This window comes from candidate division KSB1 bacterium (genome assembly GCA_034506335.1).
Taxonomy (GTDB): Bacteria; Zhuqueibacterota; Zhuqueibacteria; order JANLFK01; family Oleimicrobiaceae; genus Oleimicrobium.
The window spans coordinates 13,920-27,686 of the sequence record JAPDPR010000051.1 but is presented as its reverse complement, the minus strand read 5'-3'; the positions used below and the strand labels follow the sequence as shown (position 1 = coordinate 27,686).

At 57.8% G+C, this 13,767-nt stretch carries 10 protein-coding genes; 5 read left to right on the top strand and 5 right to left on the bottom strand.

Features of this window, described 5'->3' with window-relative positions:
- Positions 1–915: 915 nt before the first annotated feature.
- Both ONB25_12965 and ONB25_12960 read right to left on the bottom strand, forming a co-directional pair.
- Positions 916–1,800 (bottom strand): hypothetical protein, encoded by an 885-nt coding sequence (locus tag ONB25_12965; GenBank protein ID MDZ7393796.1) that lies wholly within the window; start codon positions 1,798–1,800, stop codon positions 916–918.
- Positions 1,801–2,844: 1,044 nt separating this feature from the next.
- The gene (locus tag ONB25_12960; protein MDZ7393795.1) at positions 2,845–3,732 is read right to left on the bottom strand and encodes a hypothetical protein; all 888 of its coding nucleotides are present in this window, start codon (positions 3,730–3,732) and stop codon (positions 2,845–2,847) included.
- Between the two features lie 617 nt (positions 3,733–4,349).
- Between ONB25_12960 and mazG the strand changes: the two genes are divergently transcribed.
- Positions 4,350–5,141, top strand: a complete 792-nt coding sequence (gene mazG, locus ONB25_12955) for a nucleoside triphosphate pyrophosphohydrolase (GenBank protein ID MDZ7393794.1) — start codon at positions 4,350–4,352, stop codon at positions 5,139–5,141.
- A 64-nt stretch (positions 5,142–5,205) separates the two neighbouring features.
- Here the strand turns inward: mazG and ONB25_12950 are convergent, their stop codons facing one another.
- The 3 genes from ONB25_12950 to ONB25_12940 form a co-directional block, all read right to left on the bottom strand.
- On the bottom strand, positions 5,206–5,694 hold the full coding sequence (locus ONB25_12950) for an HIT domain-containing protein (protein ID MDZ7393793.1): 489 nt from the start codon (positions 5,692–5,694) through the stop codon (positions 5,206–5,208).
- A 77-nt stretch (positions 5,695–5,771) separates the two neighbouring features.
- The gene (gene fusA / locus ONB25_12945; protein MDZ7393792.1) at positions 5,772–7,868 is read right to left on the bottom strand and encodes an elongation factor G; all 2,097 of its coding nucleotides are present in this window, start codon (positions 7,866–7,868) and stop codon (positions 5,772–5,774) included.
- 55 nt (positions 7,869–7,923) lie between these two features.
- Positions 7,924–9,444, bottom strand: a complete 1,521-nt coding sequence (locus ONB25_12940) for an AMP-binding protein (protein ID MDZ7393791.1) — start codon at positions 9,442–9,444, stop codon at positions 7,924–7,926.
- A gap of 795 nt (positions 9,445–10,239) precedes the next feature.
- On the opposite strand from ONB25_12940, the gene ONB25_12935 reads away from it, so the two are divergent.
- The 4 genes from ONB25_12935 to ONB25_12920 are packed head-to-tail and all read left to right on the top strand — an operon-like array spanning position 10,240 to position 13,680.
- Positions 10,240–11,037, top strand: coding sequence for an energy-coupling factor transporter transmembrane protein EcfT (locus ONB25_12935; GenBank protein ID MDZ7393790.1), 798 nt, complete (start codon positions 10,240–10,242; stop codon positions 11,035–11,037).
- Positions 11,038–11,043: 6 nt separating this feature from the next.
- The gene (gene truA, locus ONB25_12930; GenBank protein ID MDZ7393789.1) at positions 11,044–11,790 is read left to right on the top strand and encodes a tRNA pseudouridine(38-40) synthase TruA; all 747 of its coding nucleotides are present in this window, start codon (positions 11,044–11,046) and stop codon (positions 11,788–11,790) included.
- Between the two features lie 39 nt (positions 11,791–11,829).
- Positions 11,830–12,501, top strand: coding sequence for a fructose-6-phosphate aldolase (gene fsa / locus ONB25_12925; GenBank protein MDZ7393788.1), 672 nt, complete (start codon positions 11,830–11,832; stop codon positions 12,499–12,501).
- Positions 12,502–12,528: 27 nt separating this feature from the next.
- Positions 12,529–13,680 carry a hypothetical protein gene (locus ONB25_12920; GenBank protein MDZ7393787.1) on the top strand — a complete coding sequence of 384 codons (1,152 nt, stop codon included), beginning with the start codon at positions 12,529–12,531 and terminating at the stop codon, positions 13,678–13,680.
- The last annotated feature ends 87 nt before the right edge of the window (positions 13,681–13,767 follow it).

Below are 13,767 nucleotides of genomic sequence, written 5' to 3'. Positions count from 1 at the left end.
CCCCATAGCGTGGAGAAGGAGCACCTTCGCCGATACCGGTGACGCCGTGGTGCTCGACGCGGACGTAAAAATTTTCGCTCACATCTTCCGCATGCCGCGCGATGCGGAACGTATGCCGCAGGGGGAGCGAAATAGGATAAGTGGTAAGGTTCATAGCTATGCTAGATCTGCCACAGAGGTCAGAACCCCCCACCGCGAGGTTCCCAGCCTACCCAAACTAAGGGATTCGATCATTCTCGGTTTCTCGGACCAGTTTTGGAGGCGAGGAGATGTGTCCACCGTTCTCGCGTAGTCGTTTATGCAGACAACAGGCCGCTTCTACTGTGACAAGTCCGCCAAGCCTTCAAGGGCCTCATGTACGCACTAGCTTACCGCGGAAAACCCCCGACACTCAACTGTGCCCACGATCACCTCATCAACAAGACTCTGCGTAGACTGGCCTCTTGGACATCTCAGCGACCCTGTCTTCGGCCGAGCAACGAATCATCACGTGTTTTCAAGTTAGCCAAACCGCCGCAAATAATCAAGCGGTTTTTGCTCCAGGTGCTCTCTCGTTGGGCTGGTAAGGACGTGCATGCTGTCTTTTCCTTGTATCTCGCGGAGGAACTTGATGCACCCGCCGCCTGGCCTGCAGGCATAACAGGCGCGCGCGAATAGCAGAAGGCATGGGCCTCCGCGAGCTTATTGATTGACGCATTGCTCCATTGAGTCCGAAAGAGGGGTTGGGGGAAGGCTCTTAGCACAGAGCACCAGCAGTGCCAATGGCCGTTGACTTCAGGCAGTCGTGTCCCTTAAGATGGGGGCGCCTATTTGTGGAGCTGTGGGGCCATACCGCCCCGTGTCCCCTCCACGGGCAGCCAAGAAGTACCCGTGGAGGGGATGATCGAAGAGCGCCGCTTCCCGCGGGGGAACCTGCTATAACGGCATGGTGAGGGAGACGGAGGGCAGAATCTCTAGCACACCAATGACTGGCTCTTTCCACAAACCACGTTCGCGATAGTCCTTGTCCGTCTCCTTCCACCACCCGCCCGCCCCAGCCACACGGCTATAGATTTCCCACTCGCCCCATCCTTTCAAAGTGTTTAAGGCATAACCCTCGGCGCCAAGACTCAACTCGACGGAGACCGGAAAACCGGGGTAATCATAACGCAAACTCAGGGCCAGTCGGCCCCCCCATGCCGAAAAGGTCACACGGTAGTCTGCCGTATTCACCTGCAAACGCCTGGGGTCTCCATGCTCGTACTCATAGGTATAATAGTTGGCTTTGGCGTTCTTAACGTGGCCGACCATTTGGACAATACCTATCGATACCCTGCCTACCGCCTCGGAGGTCAGGATGGGAAAATAAAGGGAATAGCCAGCGTACGTGAGCTTGCTGGCAAACTCTCCCTCCCAAACAAACACCCTTGGCGTGCTTTCCCCAACAAATTCTACGGGTGGAGACTCTTTCCGGAAACGGGAGAAGGAGTGTTCGGACTGTCCGAACGTCACGTGAAACTTTTGGCGCGAGAAGGAAAGAAACACTTCATACGAGGTGGCCTTCGTGCCGAGGTCGAATAGCGACTTGTCGCGCTCATTGTCCACGCCAAAGTAAGCATACTTTGCCTCAAGACCTATGTGTGGGCTATACTTATTTATGAAAGCCCTGGAGTAGAGCCCGGAACTGTAACGGAAACCGACGCCAAAAGGTTTGTCCCACCATCTGTCCTGACCTCGCCCCGAGGATATGGTGCCTACAACAAGCGTCCCGACCAGACACAAAACCGCTGGTTTCCGCCAGGGCGAAATTCTCCCTTCCATGCGTATTTCCTCCTTGTGTGGCCTTTTGTTCCTTTTCGGTCCAGTCCTTGACAAAAAGTGGTCACCTCAGGAGCACATGTCTTGAGAACGAGAGGAACATGGAGGGGCCCTGTTAGCCCGTCCTAAAGGAGAACTGAGGAATCCAGACAACTCCCTACGGCGGGTCATAGGATGCACTAGGCTATGCTCAAAAAGGTAGGTGCGTTTTCTCCCGTGCTGCATCGCCCGTAAGAACTTCGGTTGTGCAAGCAATGCGTCGAAAAGACGGGGCCCTGCAAAAGTATTCTTGTTTTTCGGACTTGGCGGGCGTCTTATGCAGACTAGGCCCCGGTTTTGCCTAGTAAGCCGCGCTTTCCCACCTGAGATACAGGTTCCTGTGGGTCGCCCGAGCCTAATGCGGTTTTGTGTCGGAATTTACAATGTGGCGTTTTGGAAATCAAGTATTTTTTGTGTGACGATTGGCACGCGCACGCAACGGCGACTAATCATTGGCGGCCCCCAAGCGTACAGCCAGGCAAGAAGCAGCCCTCCTGGTCCCTCTCACCCCCTGGTAATAATAACTTGCTGTGCGTCACATAGCAGGTGCGAAAGTGGATGGCTCGCGGGCTCTCTTCCGAAGAAACGCCTCGGACGCTGACAGCGGCGGATATGACTCTCCTCGAGCTACTCGCAGGCGAAGCTTTTTCATAATGGATGTGCGAATTCGGAGACGGGACCGGTGGCCATGCTTTTACGCGGAGGCGCACGTCATGCTGGCTGTGGGTGGATTAGGCGATTCACCCAGCCACACAGTCGTAGCTAGTCGGCTTTGACCAATCGCAGAGAAAGCCAATTGTGCCTGTCAGTAAGGGCCAGGGGGCGTTTTCACGGTTTCACCGGTCCTGGCATGACGAAGCAGGTTGCGGTCCCTGCCCGGTGAGGATGAAAGCTCGAAAGTGGCGCTGCGTGGGTGCGATGACAGCGGGCCCCCGTCCACGGGCAACCAAGCAGCGCCCGTGGACGGGATAAACCGGTCGGTGCAACCTTCCGCGGCCCAGGTCTATGCTACAACGGTATGGTGAAGGAGACGGATGGGGAAATGTCTAGAACAAAAATCCCGGGCTCCTTAAAGTAAGCTCTATCTCGAAAGCTCTTGTCGCTGGCCAGGAAGTTCCCGGCAGGGGTACCATAACGCATTTCCCACTCGCCCCAGCGTTGCAGAGTGTCTAGGAAATGATTTTGAGCGGCCAAGCTCAGTTCGATGGACACTGGCAAGAAAGGCAGATCATACCGTAAGCTCAGGGTTCCCCGGACCGCCCACGCGGAAAAGGTCACATAATAATCAGCTTCGTTCGTGGGGTAGCCCTTGTAGGAGCCACTTGTAAGGTACTGATACACGCGGTAGTGCACGGTGCTTCTTTTCGCGTGGCCGAACACCGCGCCAAAACCTATCGAAAACCTGCCCACTTCATCGGACGTTGAAATGGGAAAGTACAAGGCATACCCACCGTACGTGACCTTGTCGGTGAACTCTCCCTCCCACACAAATACCCATTGGCTTGAACTACCGGCCATCTGTTGAGGAGCAGATTCTTTGCGGAAGAGCGCGTTGGAGTGCTTCCATTGTCCGAACATGAACCGAAGCCTTTGGTCCCAAAGGGAGAGAAATACCTCATACGAGCCGAACTTTGTGCCCACGTCGTAGAAGGACTTGCTCTGGAGCTTTTCGGCACTGACCACGCCCAAGTATGCATACCCTGCATCAACGGGCATCAGTGGACTCTCGCGGTTATATAACCCTTTGGAAGAGAGCCCAGAACTCCATTGAATGCCGAGGCCAAAATCTTTTTCCCACCACATGTCCTGTCCGTGTGCGGGGGAGAGAGCGCCCACGAGTATTGCCACAAGGCAGACGCTTGCTAGCTTTCGCCAGTAGGGTATCGACCTTTCCATGAGTGTTTGCCTCCGTAAAGGGTTTGGCGTTCCTTCTTCCTGCAACTGTTCGGTGTGGGTTCCTTCGGCAACACATGCCTGGCAAAGGAGGTGAGGGTGGAGGTGCCCTGTCACCCTGCACCTTCGAGGGGAGACAGATCAATCTCGCTCTCTTGCGACGATGAGCAGAGCGGTGCATTGCGGAGCGGGGATTCATTCTCACCCAAGTGTCTGCGTTCACAAAGGGACACTTACTCTCCGTCCCGTGCATTTTGGGTAATGGCTGGCCGGTGCAAAACACCGCTTGCAGCACTGAGGCGGGGTCAGAGAGTTGGTGGCTTAGTGCTTGGCCGGCAGGGGTACAACGCAGGCCACACGTTCCCGTCTGAAGGGCATAGGCTCCTGTGAGAGTCGGGGCCTATTGCGATTGTTGCCGCCAAATCTACAATGTCGCGTCGGCAAAATCAAGTGTTTTTTGTGTAACAAACTTTGAACAATGGCTCTCGTGTTGTGGACAGCGAGGAGGCGTTACGCTCTTGTGGACGGCACAGAGTCGAGGCGGGAATGTTTGTCATTGACGGTGTGGGTGAACTTTCTTACCTTTCGAGCGAACAACGAAACGTGGAGCAAGGACTTTGATGGAACGAAGAGGACACGTGATCGCAGCCAATCAGTTTGAGAGACTCGTCGCCCTGATGGCTACTTTGCGCGGCGAAAAAGGGTGCCCGTGGGATCGTGAACAGACGCACCGCTCTCTGCGCCAATACCTGCTTGAGGAAGCATACGAGGTGCTGGAAGCCATCGACCAGGAACGCTACGACGACATGAAGGAGGAGCTTGGCGACCTTCTCTTGCAGGTGGTGTTCCATGCGCAGATAGCGGCCGAGCAGGGGCGCTTCACTATTGCCGATGTCGTGCAAGGCATCAACGACAAGCTGGTGCGTCGCCATCCGCACGTGTTTGGCGACGCGCAGATCCACACGGCTGAAGAGCAGACCGTACACTGGGAGAATGTGAAGCAGGGTGAGGGCAAGGAGTCGGTGGTGGATGGGGTGCCGCGGGAGCTTTCGGCCCTGCTTCGGGCCCACCGGGTGCAAAGCAAAGCCGCCACCGTGGGGTTCGATTGGCAGGACGCTTCCCAGGTCTGGCCGAAGGTGGAAGAAGAACTGGCCGAGCTTCGTCGCGCCTGCCAGCTCGGTGACCAGAAGAAGGTAGAAGAAGAGCTCGGAGACGTGCTCTTCTCTTTGGTGAATCTGTCGCGCTTTATCCACGTTAACCCCGAAGATGCCTTGCGGGGTACGGTGGACAAGTTCATCCGTCGCTTTAAGCAGGTGGAACGGGAGCTCAAAGCACGGGGGAGAAGCCTTCAGGAAGCCACTTTGCAGGAGATGGACGAGATTTGGGAACGCGTCAAGGGGGACGAAGAATGATAGGAATCTCTTGCGCCTTTTCGTTGGCAGACAAGCCGCGTCTGACCACCGCAACGCGCCCTATTCATGCCTCCAGCTCTGCAAAAGCGCCCTCAAGGAGGGCACAGGTATTCTCTAATGCATCGGGGACTACTTTGGTGTGGCCAATGATGGGCATGTAGTTGGTGTCCCCCTGCCAGCGAGGCACGACGTGGCAATGCACGTGGTCCTCGATGCCTGCGCCTGCCACTTTGCCCAGGTTGAAGCCAATGTTGAAGCCCTGCGGGTGCAGGGTTCTCTGCAAAACCCGGGTACTGCGCGCGATGAGCGCCATCATCTCGCTCTGTTCCTCGGCGGTGAGGTCCCCTAGATCACTCACATGCCGATATGGCACTATCATCAGATGCCCATTGTTGTAGGGGTAGTAGTTGAGGATGATGAAGCAGTGTTTTCCGCGGTAAGGGATGAGGTTTTGTCGGTCGTTAGTCTGCTTCTGTTTATCGCAGAAGATGCACCCTTTCGGTTTTTCCGCCTTAATGTATTCCATGCGCCATGGTGCCCAGAGTGCGTCCATCCGTCTCCCTCCGCAACAAAACAAGGGGGCGAGGCGTGACCTCGCCCCACTTGATGTGATGTAATCAAAGTTCCGAGCTATTTGGCCCGTTCCCGTTCCCGCTCGGCTTTTGCCTCCTCGATGACCTTGGCCTCTAACTCTTTCGGCAGCGGCTCATAGTGGGAGAAGGAACGACGATAAGTGGCCCGTCCTTGCGTGATGGAACGCAGGGTCGTGGCGTATTTGTGCAGTTCTGCCAGTGGGACTTTGGCCCGCACAATCTGATAGTGCCCTGCCGAGTCCATCCCGAGGATTCGCCCGCGTCGGCTGGACAGGTCGCCCATCACCTCGCCCATGTTCTCCTCGGGAACCTTCACCTCTATGTCGTAAATCGGCTCAAGCAGAATAGGTTTGGCGTTCAGGAAGGCCATCTTAAAGACTTCCCTGCCAGCAATCTGGAAGGCGATGTCCTTAGAGTCCACCGGGTGTTCTTTGCCGTCGTAGACGATGGCCTTCACGTCCACGATCTTGAACCCGGCCAGGGCTCCCTCTTCCAAGACCTGGCGCACGCCCTTTTCCACCGAGGGAATGAAGACCGAGGAGATGGCGCCGCCGACCACCTGGTTTTCAAACTCAAAGCCTGCCCCGCGCGGGAGGGGCTCCACCTTCATCCATACCTCTGCGAACTGGCCAGCACCGCCGGTCTGTTTCTTGTGCCGGTACTTCTCGTCCGCCTTGCCCGTAATGGTCTCGCGGTACGGGATGCGCGGCTTCTGCACGTCTACGTCTACGCCAAACTTTTCCTTCAGACGCTTGATGATGACGTCCAGGTGGAGCTCCCCTTGCCCGGCAATGATAGTCTGCCGGAGCTCCGGATTGACTTCCACGGTAAAGCTTGGGTCCTCGTCGCGGAGCGCCTGCAAGCCGTTGGAGATTTTTTCCTCGTCGCCTTTACTCTTTGGCACGATTGCCACCTCAGTGACCGGGGTGGGGAAGGCAATGCCGGGCAACAGAATGGGGTCCTTCTTGGCTGTGAGGCAGTCGCCCGTGTGGGTGTTGCGGAGCTTGACCAACGCACCACAGTCGCCCGCCACCAAGACTCCCACCTCCTTGCGTGTCTTGCCATTCATGATGTAAATTTGGCCGATCTTCTCGGTAGAGCCGGTGGTGGCGTTGAGCACTTCGTCACCCATCCTTAGGGTGCCGGTGTAAACCCGGACTAGCGACAATTCGCCCAGATGTGCCTCGGCTACCGTCTTGAATACGAGCGCCGCTAAGGATGCAGAAGGATCCACTGGGCGGGTCAGTTCCTGTCCGTTTCCAGGGGCAGTTCCCTTGACCGGGGAGAGGTCGACCGGAGAAGGACAGTAGGTGGCGATAAAGTCCAGAAGCAAGTGAGTGCCAACGTTCTTTGTAGCGGCACCGCACAGCACGGGCGCCAGAGTGCCCTTTAGGATGCCGGTCTTGAGCCCTTTGGCAAATTCCTCTGGTGACAAGCTCCCTTTCTCGAAGTAGCTTTCCAGGATCGCATCATCGCACTCGGCGACCATTTCCACCAGCTTTTCGCGCAGGCCATCGGCCTTTGCTTTCAGCTCCGCTGGAATGTCGCTCATCGTGTACTTGCCACTGCCGTCGGTGGCGAAGGTGACCAATTTCATGTGCACCAGGTCGACGATAGATTTGAAGCTCTCTCCCTCGCTGGCAGGGAATTGCACCACGGTCACGCTATGCCCGAAACGCTCCTGAGCCGCGGCGACGGCCTTCTCAAAGTTAGCGTGCTCTTTGTCTTCGCGATTGACAAAGAACAGGCGCGGAGTTCCCTGTTTGGTAACGATCTCCATCACGTTCTCGGTGCCAACAGCGATGCCGGATACTGCATCCACCAGCACCACTGCAAGGTCGGCCACCCGCAGGGCGCTGACGGCGTCGCCAAAAAAGTCGGCATACCCAGGGGCATCGACGATGTTGATCTTGACGTCTTTCCAGAAGCAATGCATCAGCGTCGTGCTGACGGAAATCTTTCGCTCTATCTCGTCTGCCTGGTAGTCCGACACTGTGGATCCGTCATCGACGCTGCCCATGCGCGTGGTTTCGCCGGCGGAAAAGAGGATGGCCTCCGCCAGAGAGGTCTTGCCGGCGCCGCCATGGGCCACCAGAGCAATGTTGCGCAAATCTTTGGTTGCGATCTCTTTCACTCTTCACTCCTTATTGCAGTGATAGGCCAGCTGCGCGTCTTGCACGGACGCGCTCCTACTTGTTTGTCGCTGCGGCCAACTGGAGCCGCAAGATGCGCCCCGTGGGGGTCTTGGGCAGTGCCTGATGGAACTGCACGCTCTTGGGGCGCTTGTACACTTCCAGATGTTCTGCGCAGAATGCGCTCAGCTCCTCGGCGGTAAGCTCTGCACCGGGCTTCAGTGCAACGTGGAGCTTCACCTCCTGGCCGTGCACCGGGTCGGGCACGCCCACTGCCGCGGCCTCGGCCACGGCAGGGTGGCTCAGTGCCACCTGCTCGATCTCGTGCGGATAGATATGAAACCCTCCCTTGCAGATGATCTCCTTCTTACGGGCGATCACGTAGAAGTAGTGGTCGGGGTCGGCGAAGCCGATGTCCCCAGTGTGGAGCCACCCATCGCGCAGGGCCCTCGAGGTGTCCTCCTCGCGATTCAGGTAGCCCTTCATGACGTTCGGCCCTTTGACCACGATCTCGCCGTGTTGCCCCGGCCGCAAGGGTTTCCCCTCAGTGTCCACCACGTTTAACTCCACTCCCAACATGGGCAGACCCACCGAGCCGGGCTTGCGCTCCCTGTCCAGTCGGTTGCTGGTGACGAGGCCTGCTGCTTCGGTGAGGCCGTAGCCGGCAAGGACGAGAGTGTTGGCAAAACGCTCCTCGAACCGTTGCCGGAGTTCTTCAGCAAGCGGCGACCCGGAGGTGAGACAGTACTTGAGCGAGGAGAGGTCGTCGCCTTCTTGTGCCGTGTCCAGCAGCGCCTGGAGCATGCCCGGAGCGGCCGCCATGCAGGTGACTTGATTTTGGGCTATTGAAGTGAGAATCTCGCGCGGTCGGAAACGGTGATGGATGACCAATTGCGCACCAGCTTCCATGGCCGCGTTCATCGCTGCTGCCTGCGCGAAAGGATGGAACAACGGCAGCACGGCCATGATCCTGTCTTTGGCAGTGAGCCGAAGCATGGTGCGACACATGTTTGCCGCCGAAGTGAGGTTGAGGTGCGTAAGCTCCACGCCCAACGGTGGCCCAGTAGTCCCCGCCGTGTAGGCAATCACCGCCGTATCATCCTCTGCTACAGAAACCGGTTCCCCCTCGGCCGTCGATTGGGCAATGAGGTGCGTCAGGCTTTGGGAATCCACAGGGATGCGCTCTGCCAGGAAGACCAATTTCACAGGCTGGCCCCATTCCTCCACCGCTGCCAGCACCGTGTTCTTGAATCCTCCCCAGGCGATGAACACCTGAGCGTTGGTCTCGCCAAGAATCTGGCTCAATTCCTCTCGCCGGACCAGAATGCTGAGCGGCACTACCGTCGCACCAGCCCACAATACGGCGTAGTAGCTAATGACAAAGTGCGGCAGGTTCGGTAACATCAAGGCAACCCGCACGCCAGGACCAACGCCAAGCCCTTTGAGCCCATTGGCCAGGCGACGAACCGCTTCCTCAAGCCGTCCGTATTCGATCTTGTGTTCGTTAAAGACCAGCGCCGTCGATTCGCTGCTTCTACGAGCCGCATTCTGGACAAGACTTGTCAGTGTGTGCACCATACCTCTCCACACGAACGAGCAGACTACCTTCCCTTCTGCCCGCAATTCCTGGTGATGCTCAGATGATGCTTACCGTCGCGCACGGGTGATTATTGCACGCGGAGCAAGCCTTTGTAGTATAAAACAAAACAGGCAAATAGTCAAGGGAAAAATCGCTCTATCTCTCGATGCTTGCGTGCTTTCAGGTGGCGTCAGGTTCTTCGGCGCTCAGCCGGCACTGGCCAGGAAATGAACAACCGCTGGGTCTGGGCAAGACCCATTCCGCGGTGTCTTGCATTTGCACACTTGAAGGGCTGGACAGTAGAAAAAAAACTATTCGTTCTGGGATGGCGGAAATTTCTCTTGACTTTGTGCCGAAAAGCCATATATTTTGCCCGTGAAAATCGATATATGGCCAAATTGGGGAAAGGGCTGTCAACATTTAGTGGTGCGCGCCAATTACCAACTCTGGTTCGTGAACAGAGACGCCGCATCCAGGCCCTGAGAGTAATGCGCGGTCCAGTGCCGCAACTGTGTGGATGGGAGGTGGTTGTAGAGTGGGACGACATCTTCGGCGCACGCATTGGACCGCGCTTCTTCTTTTAGGATTGGTGGAGAGTGCCGCCGAGCTTCCTGCCTAGTATTTCCGGGCCTGATCCCGCCTTGAGCTCCCCGGCGGAATTGCCCTGGTTGCCCGTCGAATACCCCCCTACAAGCCAACGCCGAGGCTGCGGCCGCGCAGCTATCTCAGTTTTTGTTTGATTTTGAAGGGAAAATGCGCTATATTGCCATGCGACCGATGGCGGAGATAAATGCATGGCGGTCTTGCAGGACATCACGTTAGGGCAGTACTATCCAAGCAATTCCCTTGTGCACCGCCTTGACCCGCGGGCCAAATTGGTGGCCAGCGTGGTTCTTATGAGCGGCTTGCTCTTGACCGACAGCCTGCCGCTGACGGTGGCATGGGGGATGCTGGCAGTAGCACTCGTGGTGGCAGCGCGGCTACCTGTTGGCCTGGTCCTTCGGAATCTGCGGGCCTTTGTCTGGCTTTTCCTCCTTACCATGGTGGTGCACTCTTTCTTCACGGGCGGTACGCCTCTGGTGAGATTGCCGGTCCTGGGATGGAAGTTGACCTGGGAGGGCGTGGAAAAAGGGCTTCTCTACTCTTTCCGTCTGGGATTGCTTGTGGTGATGGCCGCACTGCTGACGCTCACCACCTCACCCATCGAGCTCACCGACGGTCTGGAGCGACTTCTGCGCCCGCTCCGCCGGCTGGGGGTGCCGGTACACGAGCTGGCCATGATGATGTCGCTTGCCCTCCGTTTCGTGCCCACCCTGCTTGAGGAGGCCGACCGCCTTCAGAAGGCGCAGGTGTCGCGAGGAGCGAGCTTTGAGGGGAGCCTAGTGCAGAGGGCGCGGAGTGTGGTGCCGTTGGTGGTGCCGCTCTTTGTTTCTGCGTTCCGCAGAGCCGACGAGCTGGCGCTGGCTATGGATGCGCGCTGCTACCGTGGTGGGGAGGGGCGCACCTGCTACCATCTCCTCCGCCTGAAGCCGGTGGACTATCTGGCGCTGGTGTTGAGCGGCGGGCTACTGGCCTTGGCAATGTGCCTGTGAACCACAATGGAGCGCAATCTGAAACTGGTGTTGGAGTACGACGGCACCGATTTTTGCGGGTGGCAGAGGCAACCGGCTCTGCGCACAGTGCAGGGAGAGGTGGAGCGTGTTCTTCAGCAACTTCTCCAGCACCCCGTGGACCTGACCGCAGCGGGCAGGACCGATGTGGGGGTTCATGCCTTGGGACAGGTGGTTAACTTTTTTACCTCCAGGCGCTTGCAGGCGAGGAAGATTTTCCTGGGACTGAACGCTTTGCTGCCGGCAGATATCAGAGTGCGGGAAGTGTGCGAGGTGCCTCCGGCTTTCAATGCGCGATTCTCCGCGGTGGCGCGCACCTACCGGTACCGCATCGGTACTCAGCCGCGGGCCATCGGACGGCAGTACGTGTGGTACTATCCTCGTGAGTTGGACCTGGAGCGGATGCGCCAGGCCTCCCAACCGCTGCTGGGAGAGCAGGACTTTCGTTCCTTCTGCCGCGCCGAGGCGGACCTGCCGCACTACCGATGCTGTGTCCAGGAGCTGGAGTGGTTTAGGGATGGGGAGGAGATTTGGCTGGATATCACCGCGAACCGCTTCTTGCATGGGATGGTGCGGGCAATTGTGGGCACTCTGGTGGAGGTGGGACGCGGTAAGGTTCCCCCAGAGCGGGTGGCGCAGATGCTGCAGGCGCGCGATCGTCGGGCAGCTGGACCCAGCGCTCCTGCACACGGCCTGTGCCTCATGCGGGTGATATATCCAGAAGAAGTGCTGTAGATGCTACTGTTGTCAGGGACTCATCGGAACGGAGGTGCTATGAAGATTTTCATCGACACGGCCAACATTGCGGAGATTAAAGAAGCAGCAAGTCTAGGCATACTTGACGGCGTCACGACCAATCCCACGCTGTTGGCAAAGGAGAAAGGCGACCCGAGAGAGATCCTTGCTCAGATCTGCACCATTGTCGACGGCCCGGTAAGCGCTGAAGTCGTGAGCTTGGAGGCAGAAGGGATCGTGCGGGAGGGCCGCGAGCTGGCTGCTATTCATGAGAACATCTACGTGAAGATCCCTGCTACCACCGAGGGGCTCAAGGCGATTCGCCAGCTGCGGGCGGAAGGGATCCACACCAATGCCACGCTGATCTTCAGCCCCATGCAGGCGCTCTTGGTGGCCAAGGCGGGGACTAATCTCATCTCCCCCTTCGTGGGGAGGCTGGACGATATCAGCCACGTGGGGATGGACCTCATCAGCGACATCCTCACCATCTACGGCAACTATGGGTTTGACACCGAGGTAGTGGTTGCCAGCATTCGGCACCCATTGCACGTGGTGGAGGCGGCGCTCCTGGGGGCGCACATTGCCACAGTGCCGTTCAAGGTCATTGAACAGCTCATGAAACACCCTCTCACGGACATAGGCATTGAGCGCTTCTTGCAGGATTGGGAGAAGGTGCGAGCACAGCAGGGCACGCCGCCACGTTCGCGGTAGACTGACGACTGACGAGTGCAGGTGCGCATGGAACTGCACGATCTTTCTGAGTTTTTCAAGCTTTCGGCAGTATTGAACTACCAACTCGCTGCCCGCGGGCCCAACTGGAATGCGCTCTTGCGCACCATTGTGGGCACCAAGCAGCTCGAGGCTGGCGCATGGGAGGCCCTGCGAGGCGTGCTTGAGGCCCTGTACGCGATGTATGGAGCGCAGCGCCGTCGGTTGGGCCTGCCAATGATCATTCACCCCCTCCGTTCCGCCGCCCTGCTGGCGCGTGTACTGGAAAAGCCCAATGTGCTCGAGCTCAGCACAATCCTCCTGCACGACCGCTTCGAAGACATCGACCCCACGCAATTTGCAGCTGGCGACTGGTCGAGGCTGGATGAGCAGCTCCAGAACGCCGTGGCGAGGCTCCATGAGGTGGATCGTTGGTTTCTCATGGAGCGGTTGCAGTGGCTTACCCGGAGGCCAGAGGAAAGCTACTACCAGTACGTAGGGAGGCTCTTTACGCAGGCGGCTCGGACCCCGGAGGCTATCCGCGCCAAACTGGCCGACCGTCTTGACAATACCCTGGATATGCGCATTGACATTGAGGACCCGCTCGAGGATGTAGACTTTTTCGAGACCGTATTCCAGCTGCTGTTTGCCAACTACTTTCGGGGGTATCATCCCAAGGAGCCTCATCCTCCCCCTTCTGCGCTCAACGGCGCACATCGCCTTTACCAGCTATTCAAGAACACGGTGCTCATGTCAATCATGCGGCAGCGTGGACTGTGGCGGGATGACGAGCCGGTCCGGAAGCTGTTCGATGCCCTGGCGCGGGCCAGCATGAAAGAGGCACAGCGCATCATCCTCCACATCATTGCCTACCACGAGACCTCTATTGACCAGGTGCGTGCTCTGATGATGGAGACGATGGAATATGTGCGCCACGGCGGCATTGACGCGGTCACGCTCCCTATGCCTGGGTCTCGTCTGGACGGCCTGTTCATGTCCAGGTTCGGCGACACGGACAAGGTGGCACTTGAGGAGAAGCTACAGAACCTGTATCAAGACAAGCCGTTGATGATCGAGGCTGCGCTTGCATTCATCGTCATCTTCCTCAGCTTCATTGATGACCCGGACTATTATGTGCACGGGATCAATGAGCAGGGGATTCACCCTCAGCCGTCCGCGTGAAGAAGGGGGTCTTCAGAGGTAGTCGATCATGAGCCAGAGAAGGGGGAGACGGGGCGACATGGGGGGTGGGCGGCCTTTGCGCGACGC

What these genes read in the sequence shown, in the direction of transcription:
- ONB25_12940 (MDZ7393791.1), bottom strand. Translation starts at nt 9,444, where the DNA reads ATGGTGCACACACTGACAAGTCTTGTCCAGAATGCGGCTCGTAGAAGC.
- ONB25_12960 (MDZ7393795.1), bottom strand. Translation starts at nt 3,732, where the DNA reads ATGGAAAGGTCGATACCCTACTGGCGAAAGCTAGCAAGCGTCTGCCTT.
- ONB25_12920 (MDZ7393787.1), top strand. Translation starts at nt 12,529, where the DNA reads ATGGAACTGCACGATCTTTCTGAGTTTTTCAAGCTTTCGGCAGTATTG.
- truA (MDZ7393789.1), top strand. Translation starts at nt 11,044, where the DNA reads ATGGAGCGCAATCTGAAACTGGTGTTGGAGTACGACGGCACCGATTTT.
- ONB25_12965 (MDZ7393796.1), bottom strand. Translation starts at nt 1,800, where the DNA reads ATGGAAGGGAGAATTTCGCCCTGGCGGAAACCAGCGGTTTTGTGTCTG.
- mazG (MDZ7393794.1), top strand. Translation starts at nt 4,350, where the DNA reads ATGGAACGAAGAGGACACGTGATCGCAGCCAATCAGTTTGAGAGACTC.
- fsa (MDZ7393788.1), top strand. Translation starts at nt 11,830, where the DNA reads ATGAAGATTTTCATCGACACGGCCAACATTGCGGAGATTAAAGAAGCA.
- ONB25_12935 (MDZ7393790.1), top strand. Translation starts at nt 10,240, where the DNA reads ATGGCGGTCTTGCAGGACATCACGTTAGGGCAGTACTATCCAAGCAAT.
- ONB25_12950 (MDZ7393793.1), bottom strand. Translation starts at nt 5,694, where the DNA reads ATGGACGCACTCTGGGCACCATGGCGCATGGAATACATTAAGGCGGAA.